The organism is Pseudomonas tensinigenes, assembly GCF_014268445.2.
In the GTDB taxonomy this organism is placed as follows: domain Bacteria; phylum Pseudomonadota; class Gammaproteobacteria; order Pseudomonadales; family Pseudomonadaceae; genus Aquipseudomonas; species Aquipseudomonas tensinigenes.
On the sequence record NZ_CP077089.1, the window covers coordinates 5347730 to 5363798 of the forward strand.

Genomic DNA, 16069 nt, shown 5'->3' on the forward strand with positions numbered 1-16069 from the left:
CAGCTTTTATCCTCGCTCCAGGCTGTAGCGATTTCGCTACAGAGATGCCTCCCGCGTCGACCCCTTAAATGCCTAAATCATTGATTTATAAAGACAAATAGACCTTGGCCGCATTCTTGCTAATCAACCCCTCATAAATAAGGGCCTTCGCGCCCGACTATTCCACCGCGTCCACCAGACGAGTCTGGCCCCCTGAGGAGTTTCCATGAGCGAGTTGCGTTTTACTGAAGATCACGAATGGCTGCGCACCGAAGCTGACGGCAGCGTTACTGTCGGCATCACCGCTTTCGCGCAGAACGCCTTGGGCGACGTGGTGTTCGTGCAACTGCCTGAATTGCAGGCTTACGACAAAGGCGCCGAAGCCGCCACCGTGGAATCGGTAAAAGCCGCCAGCGGCGTGTACATGCCGCTCGACGGCGAAGTGCTGGCGACCAACCCGGCGCTGGAAGACAGCCCGGAACTGGTCAACGAAGATCCGCTGGGCGAAGGCTGGTTCTTCCGCTTCCAGCCAAGCGATGCCGCCGCTGTCGGCAAACTGCTCGATCAGGACGCGTACGACCGTCTGATCAAAGCCCAAGCCGAAGCCTGAGGAACACCGACATGACTCAAATCAACCTCGGCACCGCCAACGAATTCATCGCCCGTCACATCGGCCCGCGCGCCGGTGACGAGCAAGCCATGCTCAACAGCCTCGGCTTCGACTCGCTCGAAGCGCTGAGCGCCAGCGTCATCCCGGAAAGCATCAAGGGCACCAGCGTGCTCGGCATGGACGACGGCCTCAGCGAAGCCGATGCACTGGCGATGATCAAATCCATCGCCGGCAAGAATCAGCTGTTCAAGACCTACATCGGCCAGGGCTACTACAACTGCCACACGCCGTCGCCGATTCTGCGCAACCTGTTGGAAAACCCGGCCTGGTACACCGCTTACACCCCGTACCAGCCAGAAATTTCCCAGGGCCGTCTCGAAGCGCTGCTGAACTTCCAGACGATGATCAGCGACCTCACCGGCCTGCCGATCGCCAACGCTTCCTTGCTTGATGAAGCCACCGCCGCTGCCGAAGCCATGACCTTCTGCAAACGCCTGAGCAAGAACAAGGGCAGCCACCAATTCTTCGCCTCGATCCACAGCCACCCGCAAACCCTCGACGTGCTGCGCACCCGTGCCGAGCCGCTGGGTATCGACGTGGTTGTTGGCGATGAGCGTGAACTGACTGACGTAACGCCGTTCTTTGGCGCCCTGCTGCAATACCCGGCGAGCAACGGTGATGTCTTCGACTACCGCGAACTGACCGAACGCTTCCACGCCGCCAACGCTTTGGTCGCCGTCGCCGCTGACCTGCTGGCCCTGACCCTGCTGACCGCGCCGGGCGAGTTCGGCGCTGACGTCGCCATCGGTTCGGCACAACGCTTCGGCGTGCCGCTGGGCTTCGGTGGCCCGCACGCGGCTTACTTCTCCACCAAAGATGCGTTCAAACGTGACATGCCGGGCCGTCTGGTCGGCGTGTCGGTTGACCGTTTCGGCAAGCCTGCGCTGCGTCTGGCGATGCAGACCCGCGAGCAACACATCCGCCGCGAGAAAGCCACGTCGAACATCTGCACCGCGCAAGTGCTGCTGGCCAACATCGCCAGCATGTACGCCGTCTACCACGGCCCGAAAGGCCTGACGCAGATCGCCAACCGCGTGCATCACCTGACCGCGATTCTGGCCAAGGGCCTGACCGCGCTGGGCGCGAAAGTCGAACAAGCCAGTTTCTTCGACACCCTGACCGTGGCCACCGGCGCACAAACCGCCGTGCTGCATGACAAGGCGCACGCTGCGCAGATCAACCTGCGCGTGATCGACGCTCAGCGTCTGGGCCTGTCGGTCGATGAAACCACCACCCAGGCGGACATCGAAACCCTGTGGGGCCTGTTCGCCGACGGCAAGACTCTGCCGGACTTCGCTGCGCTGGCCGCCTCGGTGCAAAGCACCATTCCTGCGTCGCTGGTACGTCAGTCACCAATCCTCAGCCACCCGGTGTTCAACCGTTATCACTCGGAAACCGAGCTGATGCGCTACCTGCGCAAACTGGCAGACAAGGATCTGGCACTGGATCGCACCATGATCCCGCTGGGCTCGTGCACCATGAAACTCAACGCCGCCAGCGAAATGATCCCGGTGACCTGGGCTGAATTCGGTGCCCTGCACCCGTTCGCCCCGGCCGCGCAAAGTGCCGGTTACCAGCAACTGACCGATGAACTGGAAGCGATGCTCTGCGCCGCCACCGGTTACGACGCGATCTCGCTGCAACCGAACGCCGGTTCGCAAGGTGAATACGCAGGCCTGTTGGCGATTCGTGCTTATCACCAGAGCCGTGGCGATGAACGCCGCGACATCTGCCTGATCCCCTCGTCCGCCCACGGCACCAACCCGGCCACCGCCAACATGGCGGGCATGCGCGTGGTCGTGACCGCCTGCGATGCGCGCGGCAACGTCGACATCGAAGACCTGCGTGCCAAAGCCATCGAGCACCGCGAACACCTCGCCGCGCTGATGATCACTTACCCGTCGACCCACGGCGTGTTCGAAGAAGGCATCCGCGAAATCTGCGGGATCATTCATGACAACGGCGGTCAGGTGTACATCGACGGCGCCAACATGAACGCAATGGTCGGCCTCTGCGCACCGGGCAAGTTCGGCGGCGACGTCTCGCACCTGAACCTGCACAAAACCTTCTGCATCCCGCACGGCGGTGGCGGCCCGGGCGTTGGCCCGATTGGCGTCAAGTCGCACCTGACGCCGTTCCTGCCGGGCCACGGCCAGATGCAACGCAAGGAAGGCGCGGTCTGCGCAGCACCGTTCGGCAGCGCAAGTATTTTGCCGATCACCTGGATGTACATTCGCATGATGGGTGGCGCTGGTCTGAAGCGTGCTTCGCAGCTGGCGATCCTCAACGCCAACTACATTTCCCGTCGCCTCGAAGAGCACTACCCAGTGCTGTACACCGGCAGCAATGGCCTGGTGGCGCACGAGTGCATCCTCGATCTGCGTCCGCTGAAAGACAGCAGCGGCATCAGCGTTGATGACGTCGCCAAGCGCCTGATCGACTTCGGCTTCCACGCGCCGACCATGTCCTTCCCGGTAGCAGGCACGCTGATGATCGAGCCGACCGAAAGTGAATCCAAGGAAGAACTGGACCGCTTCTGCGACGCCATGATTCGCATCCGCGAAGAAATCCGCGCGGTGGAAAACGGCACGCTGGACAAGGATGACAACCCGCTGAAGAACGCTCCGCACACTGCTGCGGAACTGGTTGGCGAGTGGACTCACCCGTACAGCCGCGAGCAGGCCGTTTATCCGGTTGCTTCGTTGATCGAAGGCAAATACTGGCCACCGGTCGGTCGCGTCGACAACGTCTTCGGCGATCGCAACCTGGTCTGCGCTTGCCCGTCGATCGAAAGCTACGCTTAAGGAAAGCAGCTGCGAGCTTTGAGCTACAAGCTGCAAGTAAGGGCTGATCTGCTTTTTACTTGCGGTTTGTATCTTGCTGCACGCACTGCGGCCTTATAGAAGCCGCAAGGAAAAACCCGATCCGCTTTTACTTGTAGCTTGCAACTTGAAGCTCACAACTGCTCCGCAGGAGCCACCCTCATGTCGTTAAGCGTGTTCGACCTGTTCAAGATTGGCATCGGCCCCTCCAGTTCCCACACCGTCGGCCCGATGCGTGCAGCTGCGCGTTTCGCCGAAGGCCTGCAACGTGAAAACCTGCTGACCACCACCGCCAGCGTTCGCGTTGAACTCTACGGCTCCCTCGGCGCCACCGGTAAAGGTCACGGCAGCGACAAAGCCGTGCTCCTCGGCCTCGAAGGCGAACACCCGGACACCGTTGATACCGAAACCGTCGCAGCGCGCCTGCAAGAGATACGCGGCAACGGCCGGCTGAACCTGCTCGGCGAACACAGCATTGCGTTCAACGAGAAAGAACACCTGGCGATGATCCGCAAGCCGCTGGCCTATCACCCCAACGGCATGATCTTCCGCGCCTTCGATGCGGCGGGGATTCAGATCCGCAGCCGCGAGTACTACTCGGTCGGTGGCGGGTTTGTGGTCGATGAAGATGCGGCCGGCGCCGATCGCATCGTCGAAGACGCCACGCCGCTGACCTTCCCGTTCAAAAGCGCCAAGGACTTGCTCGGTCATTGCGCCACCTATGGCCTGTCGATCAGTCAGGTGATGCTGACCAACGAAAGCGCCTGGCGCCCGGAAGCGGAAACCCGCGCCGGGCTGCTGAACATCTGGCAGGTGATGCAGGATTGCGTCGCCGCCGGTTGCCGTAACGAAGGCATTTTACCGGGCGGTTTGAAGGTCAAACGCCGAGCGGCGGCGTTGCATCGGCAACTGTGCAAAAACCCGGAATCAGCGCTGCGCGATCCGTTGTCGGTGCTTGATTGGGTCAACCTCTACGCCTTGGCGGTCAACGAAGAGAACGCCAACGGTGGGCGTGTGGTTACCGCACCTACCAACGGCGCGGCGGGGATCATTCCGGCGGTGCTGCATTACTACATGCGCTTTATCCCCGGCGCGAATGACGACGGCGTCGTGCGCTTTCTGCTGACCGCGGCGGCCATCGGCATTCTCTACAAGGAAAACGCCTCGATCTCCGGCGCCGAAGTCGGGTGTCAGGGTGAAGTCGGCGTGGCCTGTTCGATGGCGGCCGGGGCGTTGTGCGAAGTGCTTGGTGGCAGCGTTCAGCAAGTCGAGAACGCTGCGGAAATCGGCATGGAACACAACCTCGGCCTGACCTGCGACCCGATTGGCGGACTGGTGCAGGTGCCGTGCATCGAGCGCAATGCGATGGGCTCGGTGAAAGCGATCAACGCGGTGCGCATGGCCATGCGTGGCGACGGCCAGCATTTCGTCTCCCTCGACAAAGTCATCCGTACCATGCGCCAGACCGGCGCAGACATGAAAAGTAAATACAAAGAGACCGCCCGCGGCGGTCTGGCGGTCAACATCATCGAATGCTGACCACGAACCAAGCCAAACGAAAATTGACCACCTCTCCTCCGGGAGAGAAACGTACCTAACTCCCTCTCCCTCCGGGAGAGGGCTGGGGTGAGGGGCTTTTGATCTTGATCTTGCCGCTTCCCCCCAACTCAAATTTTCAAGGAGCCACGCATGTCCACCGAACAACTGTCGAAAACCCCGCTGCACGCTCTGCACATCGAACTCGGCGCTCGCATGGTGCCGTTCGCCGGCTACGACATGCCAGTGCAATACCCGCTCGGCGTGATGAAAGAACACCAGCACACCCGTGAGCAGGCCGGGCTGTTCGACGTCTCGCACATGGGCCAGATTCGCCTGACCGGCGCCAACGCTGCCAAAGCATTGGAAACCCTGGTGCCGGTGGACATCATCGATCTGCCGGTGGGCATGCAGCGTTACGCGATGTTCACCAACGACAACGGCGGCATCCTCGATGACCTGATGGTTGCCAACCTCGGCAACGACGAACTGTTCCTGGTGGTCAACGCCGCGTGCAAGGATCAGGACCTGGCTCACCTGCAAAAACACATCGGCGATCAGTGCACCATTACGGCGCTGTTCGAAGAGCGTGCGCTGTTGGCATTGCAAGGTCCGGCGGCGTTCACCGTGCTGGCGCGACTGGCACCTTCTGTTGAAAAAATGACTTTTATGCAGTTCGCCCGTGTGAATCTGTTGGGCGTCGAATGCTTTGTCAGCCGTTCGGGTTACACCGGTGAAGACGGTTTTGAAATCTCGGTGCCGGCCGCCGACGCGGAAAAACTCGCGCGCGCCCTGCTCGCCGAACCGGAAGTCCAGGCCATCGGCCTCGGCGCCCGCGATTCGCTGCGCCTGGAAGCCGGCCTGTGCCTCTACGGCCACGACATGAACACCGAGACCACGCCGATCGAAGCCAGCCTGCTGTGGGCGGTCTCCAAGCCACGTCGCGCTGATGGCGCGCGGGCCGGCGGTTTCCCGGGCGCGGAGAATGTTTTCGCCCAGCAACAGAATGGCGTGGCGCGCAAACGCGTCGGCCTGCTGCCGCAGGAGCGCACACCCGTGCGTGAAGGCGCAGAAATCGTCAACGAAGCCGGCGAAATCATCGGCAGCGTATGCAGCGGCGGTTTCGGTCCGACCTTGGGTGGGCCACTGGCGATGGGTTACCTCGACAGCGCTTATGTCACCCTCGACACCACCGTTTGGGCAATCGTACGTGGGAAAAAGGTGCCAATGCTTGTAAGCAAAATGCCATTTGTTCCACAACGCTACTATCGCGGTTGATTGACTGTTTCTATAAGTAACGCGATTGCGTAATGCGTGCACTAATGTGTCACGCAATCGCCACAAAAAAGTGCATTTTCTAACAATCGATTCGAATATGAACTTTGCTTATAACGTTCGAAAACAATTGAACAAGCGAATCGTCTAAGGCTGCACTAGTGAAAGGATTAACTTGCTCAAGCTCAGTAAAACCGGGGGCTTCGCAGGGCTTGTTTTTTCTCCCGTAGTTGGCGTAGAGTTTCTCCACTGTGTTTGCATGGGTCAGCTTGGAATCGTGACCTGGGCAGTAGCCTACAAGTTAGCTACATCCCGTTCGACGTCTTCTTACTCTCCTGCAACCAGCCCCAGTACTCTTTCATGAGAAAGAGACTGTCATCAATTTTTGCGTCAAAGGAAATAAGAAATGTCCACACGTCAGAGCGGTACCGTCAAGTGGTTTAACGACGAGAAAGGTTTTGGTTTTATCACTCCAGAAAGCGGTCCGGATCTGTTCGTGCATTTCCGCGCCATTCAGGGCAACGGCTTCAAAAGCCTGAAAGAAGGCCAGAAAGTGACTTTCGTTGCTGTGCAAGGCCAGAAAGGCATGCAGGCTGACGAAGTACAAGCAGAAGCCTGATTTCTGTTACGAAAAAGCCCCTGATATTGATATCAGGGGCTTTTTTGTGCGCGCGAATCCGTAAAATGGCGCTTCATTCTGCGTCCAGAGGCTGCCATGTCGAAAAACCTGCTCACGCCCCAAGGGGATTTCCCTCCGGTAGGCCTTGGCCGTCGCCTGGCAGCGATGTTCTATGACTTTCTGCTGTGCACAGCGCTGCTGATCGTCACCGGTTTCGTTTACAAACTGATCCAGGCCGCGATCATTGGCGAAGAACGCCTGCGTGCGCTGACTGATGCCGGAAAAATGGACGGCGACCCGCTCTACTCCACCGTGCTGCTGCTGGTGTTGTTCGCATTCTTCGCCAAGTTCTGGACCCATGGCGGGCAGACACTGGGCATGCAGGTGTGGGGGATTCGCGTGCAGAACGCCAATGGCACCGCGATCAGCCTGTGGCAGGCGCTGTTGCGGTTCATGGTGTCGATTGCGTCGTGGTTGTGCGTGGGGCTGGGATTCTTCTGGTCGCTGTACGACAAGCAGAAGCGCACGTGGCATGACATCTATTCCGATACACGCGTGGTGCGAATCCCGAAAAAGACCAAATAACTTTCAGACACGAAAAACCACTGTGGGAGCGAGCCTGCTCGCGAAGGCGTAGTGTCAGCCAACATTTATATCTGCTGATTCACCGCCTTCGCGAGCAGGCCCGCTCCCACAGGTTCTGGGGTGTTTCTGAAAGACCTCAGGCGTTACCGGCCAGTCTCATCCGCGCTGCCTGGGTGAAGTCGAGCATGCGCTTCAACGGCCGGATCGCCTGCGGAATCAACGCCGGATCAACAAAGATCTCGTTCGTCCCCTCCTTCAAGCTCTTGAGCGTGCGCTCGAGGGTGTTCATGGCCATCCACGGGCAATGTGCGCAACTGCGGCAGGCTGCGCCGTTACCGGCGGTTGGCGCCTCGATGAAAACCTTGTCCGGGCACAACTGCTGCATCTTGTAGAAGATGCCACGGTCGGTGGCGACAATCAGCGTCTTGTTTGGCAGGCTCTGCGCGGCAGCAATCAACTGGCTGGTGGACCCGACGGCGTCCGCCAGCTCGATCACCGACGTTGGCGACTCCGGGTGCACCAGAATCGCAGCGTCCGGGTACAACGCTTTCATGTCTTCGAGCTGCTTGGACTTGAACTCTTCGTGAACGATGCAGGCACCGTCCCACAGCAGCATGTCGGCGCCGGTCTTGCGCTGAATATAGGTGCCGAGGTGCTTGTCCGGGCCCCAGATGATGGTCTCGCCGTTGTCCATCAGGCTTTCGACGATCTCCAGCGCGCAACTCGATGTCACCACCCAGTCAGCCCGAGCCTTCACAGCAGCTGAAGTGTTGGCGTAAACCACCACCGTACGCTCCGGGTGCTGATCGCAGAACGCCGAGAACTCGTCGACCGGGCAACCCAGATCCAGCGAGCAAGTCGCGTCCAGCGTCGGCATCAACACACGTTTTTCCGGGTTGAGGATCTTCGCGGTCTCGCCCATGAACTTCACGCCGGCAACCACCACAGTCTTAGCCGGGTGAGCGTTGCCGAAGCGGGCCATTTCCAGGGAGTCAGAGACACAGCCACCGGTTTCTTCGGCCAGAGCCTGAATCACCGGGTCGCAATAAAAGTGGGCCACCAGCACCGCGTCCTGAGCCTTGAGCTCGGCGGCGATGGCAGAACGGTAATAAGCCTCTTCCTCAGCCGTCAGCGGTTTGGGCTGTTTGGCATCGAGGTGAGCTTGAACCAGAAGGCGTTCGGAAATCTGCGTCATGTTCGCAAGACCTGCAGGCGCTTTCGCGCGAAAGTCGAGTATACACCCGGCTCCGGACCGCTTGAGGGTACCGCCGGGAGAGTGAGTATTATCAGGCACGGACAGCATTGAAGCTGCGCAAGGCTACAGAATATCCCGTTGATACAAAAGATGATTCTGACCTGCGTCAGCGCTGCGGGTATTGAAATAACGCGGAGCGAAATTACAGGCAAAAAAAAACCCGGAAATCCTCACTTTCGTGGGCCTTCCGGATTTTCTAAACCGCCAAATATGGTGGGTCGTGTGGGATTCGAACCTACGACCAATTGGTTAAAAGCCAACTGCTCTACCAACTGAGCTAACGACCCGCTGTGTGGTGGCGCGTATAATACTGATTTTTAAGGACTATTCAACACCTTTTTGAAAATAATCAAAAATAAGGTGTTGGGTCGTCCACACCAGCTGCCGCGAAGCCTTCTGCACGCAGGCGGCAGCTGTCGCATTTACCGCACGCGCGGCCTTCATCGTCGGCCTGATAGCAGGAAACGGTGAGGCCATAATCAACGCCGAGCTTAACGCCCGCCTCGACGATCTGTGCCTTGCTCAGGTTCTGCAACGGCGCCTGGATGCGGAAGCCATTGCCTTCAACGCCAGCCTTGGTCGCCAGATTGGCCATGCGCTCGAACGACTCGATGAACTCGGGGCGGCAATCCGGGTAACCGGAATAGTCCACGGCGTTGACACCAATAAAGATGTCGCGTGCACCGAGCACTTCTGCCCAGCCCAACGCCAGCGACAGGAACACCGTGTTACGCGCCGGCACGTACGTCACCGGAATGCCTTCGCCCAACTCTTCGGGGATGTCGATGCTGGTGTCGGTCAGTGCCGAGCCGCCCATGCCATTCAGGTTGAGGCCAATCACCTTGTGCTCGACCACGCCCAAGTCGCGGGCGACGCGGGCAGCGGCGTGTAGTTCGGCGTGGGAGCGCTGGCCGTAGTCGAAGCTCATGGTGTAGCAGCGGTAGCCTTCGGCGCGTGCCATGGCCACGACGGTCGCCGAATCGAGGCCGCCGGACAGCAGGATGACCGCACGTTTTTCGGTGGTGTTCAGTTGTTCGGTCATCTCAGCGCCCCGGCTCGTCGTTCCACAGATATTTATGCAACTGCAATTGCAAGCGCACCGGCAGGTTGTCCGCCACCACCCAGTCCGCCAGATCCCGAGCATTGAGGTCATGGTGACTTGGGGAAAACAGCACTTCGCCGGCACGCCGATCAAGACCGTACTGAATCAGTTTGGAGACGGCCCAGTCATAGTCGTCCCGCGAGCAGATAACAAACTTCACCTGATCGTTGGGCGTCAGCAGTTCGATGTTCTCGTAACGGTTGCGATGGGCTTCTTTCGAATCCGGCGTCTTCAGGTCGACAACGCGACTGACGCGCGGATCGACAGCCGAGACGTCGAGGGCGCCGCTGGTTTCCAGCGAGACCTCATAACCGGCGTCACACAACTGCTTGAGCAAAGGAATGGCATTCGGCTGCGCCAGCGGTTCACCACCGGTGACACAGACGTAGCGCGGACGAAATCCGGCCACTTGCTCGAGGATGTCGTCGAGGGTGCGCACGGTACCGCCACTGAACGCATAGGCGCTGTCGCAGTATTGGCAACGCAAAGGGCAACCGGTCAGGCGCACAAAAACAGTGGGCAGCCCGGCAGTCCGTGTTTCCCCCTGCAACGAGTAGAAAACTTCGGTGATTCTCAATGTGTCTTGCATAGTCGCCACGGGCGTAACAGCTAAACAGGCTGTCCGCCTCCGTCAGGCACTTCAGGCAATCCCGCCAACGCGTAGACCGCAAGAAGCGTGTTTCAGAAAAAGGGCGTGAATTCTAACGAAAAAACCCGCGACAAGCGCGGGTTTCTTCCAAACGGGTCAAGCGTGCTTACATGCGTTGCAGATCGCGTTGAGCCAACTGAGCAGCGGAGGTACCCGGATATTGGGCCACCACCTGCTGCAGAATGCCTTTGACCTTGTCGGTATGACCGAGGCGGCGTTCTACATCAGCCAGCTTGTACAGCGAATCCGGAACTTTGGCGTGCTTGGGATACAGCTGCGAAACCTTGGCGAAAGCCTGACCTGCACCTTGCAGATCGCCCTTGGCCAGATTGACTTCGCCCAACCAGTACTGGGCATTGCCCGCGTATTGGCTGTTCGGGTACTTGCGCAGGAAAGCGGCAAAAGCCTGGCTGGCCTTGTCGAAATCCTTGGCTTTGATCAGGTCGAAAGCGGCATCGTAATACAGCTTTTCCTTGGCCGGATCACCCGGTTCGCTGCTTGCAGCAGGTGCCTGGGCAGCAGCCCCGGCACCAGCGGCAGCACCGGCAGCAGCACTTGCATCGCCACCGGCAGAAGAATTCTCAGGAGTCGCGGCAGGTGCAACGCCGGATCCTATGCGCCGATCAAGATCCTGGTATCGCTCCAGGGATTCCTGCTTCATGCGCGCAACCTGATTCTGCAGTTCTTCAATCACACCTTGCTGGCGCGATATCTGATCCTGCATTTGTTGCAGTTGGTTGAACAGCATGCCTTGTGCCGAGGCAGGGGCCGAAGCCGCTCCCCCGGCATAGGCGCCGTTCGTACCGTAACCTGCAGGCGGATAACTGCTCCCGCTATTGTTATAACCGGAGTTGTCATCGACCACAGGAACCGCAGCCCACGCCGCAAGCGGCGCGAGGCTGAGAGCCAGAACAGTTACAGCACGACGGCACGTTCGCATATCGAATTACTTACGCAGTTCGACGCGACGGTTTTGAGCCCAGGACTGCTCGTCGTTGCCGGTAGCAACTGGACGCTCTTCGCCGTAGGAAACCAGTTCCAGCTGAGCTGGGGAAACACCTTGCAGTACCAGGTAGCGCTGAACGGCTTTCGCACGACGCTCGCCCAGTGCCATGTTGTACTCACGAGTACCACGTTCGTCGGTGTTGCCTTCCAGAACAACGCGAGCGCCGTTTGCTTTCAGGTCTTTGGCGTGAACGTCCAGAGCGCGCATGGCTTCTGGCTTCAGGTCCGAGCTGTCGTATTCGAAGTAGAAGGTGGTGATTGCGCGCAGAGCAGCTTCTTCGCTCAGGGAACCGTCAACGGCACCAGTGTTTGCGCCGTAACCAGCGTTTGGATCAACAGCGCCTTCACCGGCGTTGTCGCCGCCTTTGGACGAGCAACCTACAGCTACAGCCATGGCCAGAGCCAGCGCAGCAAATTTACCAAACTTCAGCATTTCCATCGTGAAACTCCTAATGAACCCCAGTGTGTTAAGTAAAACGTGTAGCGCCCGCTCACTTCAGGTAAGGGGACCAGGACGGTTCTCTGACTTCGCCTTGAGCGGTAGGAAGCGGGAGCCTAACGCGTCCATTAATGGACACGAGCATCAAGACTCCCCGGCCCTGTTGGCGGGTGGCGTAGATTACCATGGTGCCGTTGGGCGCAACAGTAGGTGACTCGTCCAGAGTGCTATCAGTGAGGATCTTTACACTCCCTCGCTGCAGATCCTGAGCTGCCACCTTGAAATTGGTGAAGCCATCCTGACGATGGATCATCACCAAAGTCTTTTCATCTGCCGAAAGTTTCGGGTTGGCGTTGTAGTTACCTACAAACGTCACACGCTCGGCACCACCGCCACTGGCGCTGGTTTTATAGATCTGAGGCTTGCCGCCGCGGTCCGAGGTGAAGTAGATGGTCGAACCATCCTTGCCCCAGTACGGTTCGGTGTTGATGCCAGGACCTGCGGTCACACGGGTGATCTGGCGCGAAGCCAGGTTCATCACGTAAATGTCCGGGTTACCGTCTTTCGACAGTACGAACGCCAGGCGATCGCCGTTCGGCGACCAGGCTGGCGCGCCGTTCAGACCTTCGAAGTTGGTGATCTGCTCACGGCGACCGGTGTCGATGTTCTGCATGAAGATGCGCGGACGCTTCTGCTCGAACGACACGTAGGCGATGCGTTTGCCATCCGGTGCGAAACGCGGCGACAGGATCGGCTCGCGCGATTGCAGCAGAGTCACGGCGCGGGCACCGTCATAGTCAGAACGTTGCAGGGTGTAACGCGTGTTCTTCTCGGAGAAGCGTTCGGCTGTCACATACAGCAGGCGAGTCGAGAACGCACCTTCGATACCGGTCAGCTTCTGGAACGACTGATCAGAGATGAAGTGCGCCATGTCGCGCAGTTGCTCGGTGGTACCGGAAACACTGCCGTCAGCCACTTTCTGTTCGGTGGCCACGTTGAACAGTGCCCACTGCACCTGCAGGCGACCGCCGGCTGGGGCAATGCTGCCAACCATCATGTATTGAGCACCCACCGCCTTCCAGTCACGGAAGATGATTTCGCTCGGCTGGCTTGGCTGGCTGATCATGTTTTGCTTTGGAATCGGCGAGTAGTAGCCCGAGTTGCGCAAATCGTTACCAATGATTTCTGCCATGTCGTCCGGCAGCACGGCACCGCCCTGCATACCGAACGGTACAACGGCGATCGGAGTAGCCCGATCGCTGCCGCTGGTAACCAGAATGTTCTTTTCATCCGCCATCGCGATCCCTGCCATGCAGCAGATCACGACCAGCATTCCTCGAAGAAGGTTTCTCACAAGGCTAGATCCTCAGGTGTGAATGTCATCTTGAATGAACGATACGGAGCGAAATCGCTCGGCTTCATTCCCTGCATTTCTGTCAAACGTCCAATATTCTTCACTGCCGCGACTGCCGAAGCATCAAACGGACCGTCGCCACTGGACTTGGCCACGCTGACCGAAGTCACCGTACCGTCCGGCAACATGCCGATTTGCAGCACGACCGTCATGCCTTTGCGTGCCGAAGGAGGACGAGCCCAACCTTCTGCCGCTCGCGCACGAATCAGGTCATCGAAACTGCCCGCGACTTCGTCACCCTGCTCATCGGCCAAGGCCTGCTGACGCTGCGGCGTGTCGGAAAGCAGATCGGCCAAGGCCTGAGCCTTTTTGTCTTCGGTCGATTTACGTGCCGCATCCTGCGCTTTCTTCTTCGCAGCATCGGCAGCAGCTTTCTTCTTCGCTTCGTCGGCGATTTTCTTCTTCGCCTCTTCAGCTTCAGCTTTCTTCTTGGCGTCTTCGGCGGCTTTCTTCTTCGCGTCTTCGACGATCTTCTTCTTGGCTTCTTCAGCAGCGGCTTTCTTGGCCTCTTCTTCAGCAGCCTTTTTCGCTTCTTCTTCAGATTTCTTCTTGGCTATATCAGCCAATTGTTTCTCTTCAGCCTTCTTGGCTTCGGCGGTCTTCTTGGCTTCGTCGGCTTTTTTGGCTTCGTCAGCCTTTTTCGCCTCGTCTGCTTTCTTCGACTCGTCGGCCTTCTTGGCTTCCTCGGCTTTTTGAGCCGCTTCTTCTTTCTTTTGTTCCGCAGCGGCCTTGATCTCTTCCTGCTCGACCTTCTTCTGCTCCATCTGCTCGACTTCGGTCTGACGCGCGGCGGATTTCTTCGCCTCACCCGCAATCTTCTGATTGGTCTGGGTGGTTGCCTGACTCTTCGATTTCAGTTGGTACAAGGTCGCCTGGACAATCGGTTTGGCCGGCGGCAGCTCTGGTGTAAAGGCAAAACTGACGAACAGCATGCCGAACACCAGCACGTGCAGGACAATTGCCAGAACACTAGGCCAGAAGTAGCTTTCCGAGGCGGACGGCTCTCGCTGTTGCTGCATCAGGGGGCCTCGGTAATCAAACCAACATTACCGACCCCGGCTTTCTGCAACCCGCCCATGGCGCCCATGACGGAACCATAATCGACGGTCTTGTCACCGCGGATGAAGACCTGGGTACGCTTGCCGCCTTCAGTGCCGGCACGAATGATCTTGGTCACCGCGTCGGTCATTTGCGGCAGGGTCATGGCCCTGTCCTGTTGCTTCTCGGTATCGACTTCGCTGCCAAGGTTCCAGTAGTAGGTCTTGTCAGCCTTGATCGAAATGGTCAGGACCTGAGTGTTGTTGTCCTGCGGCAAGGCTTCGCTGGAAACCTTGGGCAGATCAACTTTCACGCCCTGATTGAGCATCGGCGCGGTCACCATGAAGATGACCAGCAGTACCAACATCACGTCGATGTAAGGCACCACGTTCATCTCGGCGACCGGCTTGCGCTTTTTGCGAGCTCGAGCGATTAAAGCCATTGGAAATTACCTGCTTATTCTTCGCTGGTGTGCACTTTGCGGTGCAGGATCGCCTGGAATTCATCGGCGAAGGTGTAGTAGCGGCCCAGCAAGGTTTCGCTGCGAGCGGCGAAACGGTTGTAAGCGATAACCGCAGGGATCGCCGCGAACAGACCGATCGCGGTGGCGATCAGGGCTTCGGCAATACCCGGGGCCACAGTGGCCAGGGTTGCTTGCTGGGCGCTGGCGAGACCGCGGAAGGAGTTCATGATGCCCCACACCGTACCGAACAGACCGATGTACGGGCTGACCGAACCGACGGTGGCGAGGAATGGCAGGCTTTGCTCCAGCTTCTCTTCCTCACGGGAGATGGCAACGCGCATGGCACGGGCCACACCTTCCATCACCGCTTCAGGATCAACACCTGGCTGCTGACGCAGACGGGAGAATTCCTTGAAACCGGCACGAAAAATCTGCTCCACACCCGAATCCGGATCCGGGTTGCTGCCGGCCTGACGGTACAGTTTGGACAGATCGATACCCGACCAGAAGCGCTCTTCGAAGCTCTCCAGGGCGCGTCGACCGGCGCGCAGCAGATTGCTGCGCTGAAAGATCATGATCCATGAGGTCACCGATGCGGCCACCAGGGTCAACATTACCAACTGCACCACGATGCTGGCATTGCTGACCAGGCTCCACATGGAGGAATGGTCGACGACGTTAGCTTCCACGCTTTATCTCCTGCTTTGAGTGTGTACCCGGGCCGACCGCGTCGGCGAAGGCCGCACGCAGGTCTTCGGGAAGGGCCCGGGGTTTCAAACTGTTAGTGCGCACACAGGCCACCAAAAACTGCCCTTCACAGAGCAGCACATTATCCGTTGCCCGCCTGACCTGCTGTTTGAAGCGCAGGCTGACCCGGTTCAATTCGATTACATCAGCGCTTACCAGCAGTTCGTCGTCCAATCGCGCCGGCGCGTGATAACGCGCTTCGCTGGAGTGCACGACAAACAACAGGTCCTCCCCGGCAAGCGCAGATTGGGCAAAGCCCAGTTCGCGGAGCCGCTCGGTTCGAGCCCGTTCCATAAACTTGAGGTAATTAACGTAATACACGATGCCGCCCGCATCGGTGTCCTCGTAATAAACGCGACAACGATGTGCGAACGGCTCAAGCCCGTTTTGCGCGCGCATACTCTAGTGCTTACTCCTCAGGTTGCCAATCCGGCCAGGCAACTGTTTTTCATGGTTTCAGAGCTTTACCGC

Annotated in this window: 16 protein-coding genes and 1 tRNA gene; 6 read left to right on the plus strand and 11 right to left on the minus strand. The window is 58.8% G+C overall.

Annotation, left to right across the window (positions count from 1 at the left end):
* Positions 1-205: 205 nt before the first annotated feature.
* The 6 genes from gcvH to HU718_RS23790 all read left to right on the plus strand — a co-directional run bounded on the left by gcvH (position 206) and on the right by HU718_RS23790 (position 7486).
* Positions 206-589, plus strand: a complete 384-nt coding sequence (gene gcvH, locus HU718_RS23765; protein WP_180698637.1) for a glycine cleavage system protein GcvH — start codon at positions 206-208, stop codon at positions 587-589.
* Positions 590-600: 11 nt separating this feature from the next.
* A complete protein-coding gene (gcvP, locus tag HU718_RS23770; protein WP_186614494.1) occupies positions 601-3453 on the plus strand; it encodes an aminomethyl-transferring glycine dehydrogenase in 2853 nt (950 codons plus the stop codon).
* Positions 3454-3633: 180 nt separating this feature from the next.
* Positions 3634-5010, plus strand: a complete 1377-nt coding sequence (locus tag HU718_RS23775; protein ID WP_217868246.1) for an L-serine ammonia-lyase — start codon at positions 3634-3636, stop codon at positions 5008-5010.
* A gap of 150 nt (positions 5011-5160) precedes the next feature.
* Positions 5161-6285, plus strand: a complete 1125-nt coding sequence (gene gcvT / locus HU718_RS23780; RefSeq protein WP_186616606.1) for a glycine cleavage system aminomethyltransferase GcvT — start codon at positions 5161-5163, stop codon at positions 6283-6285.
* 403 nt (positions 6286-6688) lie between these two features.
* Positions 6689-6901, plus strand: a complete 213-nt coding sequence (locus tag HU718_RS23785; protein ID WP_003227496.1) for a cold-shock protein — start codon at positions 6689-6691, stop codon at positions 6899-6901.
* A gap of 96 nt (positions 6902-6997) precedes the next feature.
* Positions 6998-7486, plus strand: a complete 489-nt coding sequence (locus HU718_RS23790) for an RDD family protein (RefSeq protein ID WP_150707526.1) — start codon at positions 6998-7000, stop codon at positions 7484-7486.
* A gap of 136 nt (positions 7487-7622) precedes the next feature.
* On the opposite strand, the gene nadA is transcribed toward HU718_RS23790, so the two are convergent.
* The 11 genes from nadA to ybgC form a co-directional block, all read right to left on the minus strand.
* Positions 7623-8681, minus strand: a complete 1059-nt coding sequence (gene nadA / locus HU718_RS23795; RefSeq protein WP_150707527.1) for a quinolinate synthase NadA — start codon at positions 8679-8681, stop codon at positions 7623-7625.
* Between the two features lie 271 nt (positions 8682-8952).
* Positions 8953-9028: transfer RNA gene (locus HU718_RS23800), tRNA-Lys, on the minus strand.
* Positions 9029-9090: 62 nt separating this feature from the next.
* Complete coding sequence (queC, locus tag HU718_RS23805; RefSeq protein WP_150708620.1) at positions 9091-9783, minus strand: 7-cyano-7-deazaguanine synthase QueC; 693 nt, start codon at positions 9781-9783, stop codon at positions 9091-9093.
* A 1-nt stretch (position 9784) separates the two neighbouring features.
* Entirely contained in the window at positions 9785-10432 is a 648-nt protein-coding gene (gene queE / locus HU718_RS23810) for a 7-carboxy-7-deazaguanine synthase QueE (protein WP_007912722.1), read from the minus strand.
* 166 nt (positions 10433-10598) lie between these two features.
* The gene (gene ybgF, locus HU718_RS23815) at positions 10599-11432 is read right to left on the minus strand and encodes a tol-pal system protein YbgF (protein WP_007912724.1); all 834 of its coding nucleotides are present in this window, start codon (positions 11430-11432) and stop codon (positions 10599-10601) included.
* Between the two features lie 6 nt (positions 11433-11438).
* Positions 11439-11936: a peptidoglycan-associated lipoprotein Pal gene (gene pal / locus HU718_RS23820; protein ID WP_003178634.1), complete on the minus strand. Its 498-nt coding sequence runs from the start codon at positions 11934-11936 to the stop codon at positions 11439-11441.
* A gap of 52 nt (positions 11937-11988) precedes the next feature.
* Positions 11989-13269: a Tol-Pal system beta propeller repeat protein TolB gene (gene tolB / locus HU718_RS23825; RefSeq protein WP_016983828.1), complete on the minus strand. Its 1281-nt coding sequence runs from the start codon at positions 13267-13269 to the stop codon at positions 11989-11991.
* 17 nt (positions 13270-13286) lie between these two features.
* Positions 13287-14369 (minus strand): cell envelope integrity protein TolA, encoded by a 1083-nt coding sequence (tolA, locus tag HU718_RS23830; RefSeq protein WP_016983827.1) that lies wholly within the window; start codon positions 14367-14369, stop codon positions 13287-13289.
* Complete coding sequence (gene tolR, locus HU718_RS23835; protein WP_161806672.1) at positions 14369-14821, minus strand: protein TolR; 453 nt, start codon at positions 14819-14821, stop codon at positions 14369-14371. The genes tolA and tolR overlap by 1 nt, the downstream gene beginning before the upstream one ends.
* A gap of 23 nt (positions 14822-14844) precedes the next feature.
* Positions 14845-15540 carry a protein TolQ gene (gene tolQ, locus HU718_RS23840; RefSeq protein ID WP_008080223.1) on the minus strand — a complete coding sequence of 232 codons (696 nt, stop codon included), beginning with the start codon at positions 15538-15540 and terminating at the stop codon, positions 14845-14847.
* The gene (gene ybgC, locus HU718_RS23845) at positions 15530-15997 is read right to left on the minus strand and encodes a tol-pal system-associated acyl-CoA thioesterase (RefSeq protein WP_102900172.1); all 468 of its coding nucleotides are present in this window, start codon (positions 15995-15997) and stop codon (positions 15530-15532) included. Before ybgC ends, tolQ begins: the two co-directional genes overlap by 11 nt.
* Positions 15998-16069: the final 72 nt, after the last annotated feature.

Coding starts and splice junctions, on each gene's coding strand:
- gcvT (WP_186616606.1), top strand. CDS start 5,161: ATGTCCACCGAACAACTGTCGAAAACCCCGCTGCACGCTCTGCACATC.
- pal (WP_003178634.1), bottom strand. CDS start 11,936: ATGGAAATGCTGAAGTTTGGTAAATTTGCTGCGCTGGCTCTGGCCATG.
- ybgF (WP_007912724.1), bottom strand. CDS start 11,432: ATGCGAACGTGCCGTCGTGCTGTAACTGTTCTGGCTCTCAGCCTCGCG.
- HU718_RS23775 (WP_217868246.1), top strand. CDS start 3,634: ATGTCGTTAAGCGTGTTCGACCTGTTCAAGATTGGCATCGGCCCCTCC.
- queE (WP_007912722.1), bottom strand. CDS start 10,432: ATGCAAGACACATTGAGAATCACCGAAGTTTTCTACTCGTTGCAGGGG.
- HU718_RS23790 (WP_150707526.1), top strand. CDS start 6,998: ATGTCGAAAAACCTGCTCACGCCCCAAGGGGATTTCCCTCCGGTAGGC.
- ybgC (WP_102900172.1), bottom strand. CDS start 15,997: ATGCGCGCGCAAAACGGGCTTGAGCCGTTCGCACATCGTTGTCGCGTT.
- nadA (WP_150707527.1), bottom strand. CDS start 8,681: ATGACGCAGATTTCCGAACGCCTTCTGGTTCAAGCTCACCTCGATGCC.
- gcvP (WP_186614494.1), top strand. CDS start 601: ATGACTCAAATCAACCTCGGCACCGCCAACGAATTCATCGCCCGTCAC.
- gcvH (WP_180698637.1), top strand. CDS start 206: ATGAGCGAGTTGCGTTTTACTGAAGATCACGAATGGCTGCGCACCGAA.
- tolA (WP_016983827.1), bottom strand. CDS start 14,369: ATGCAGCAACAGCGAGAGCCGTCCGCCTCGGAAAGCTACTTCTGGCCT.
- HU718_RS23785 (WP_003227496.1), top strand. CDS start 6,689: ATGTCCACACGTCAGAGCGGTACCGTCAAGTGGTTTAACGACGAGAAA.
- tolB (WP_016983828.1), bottom strand. CDS start 13,269: ATGCTGGTCGTGATCTGCTGCATGGCAGGGATCGCGATGGCGGATGAA.
- queC (WP_150708620.1), bottom strand. CDS start 9,783: ATGACCGAACAACTGAACACCACCGAAAAACGTGCGGTCATCCTGCTG.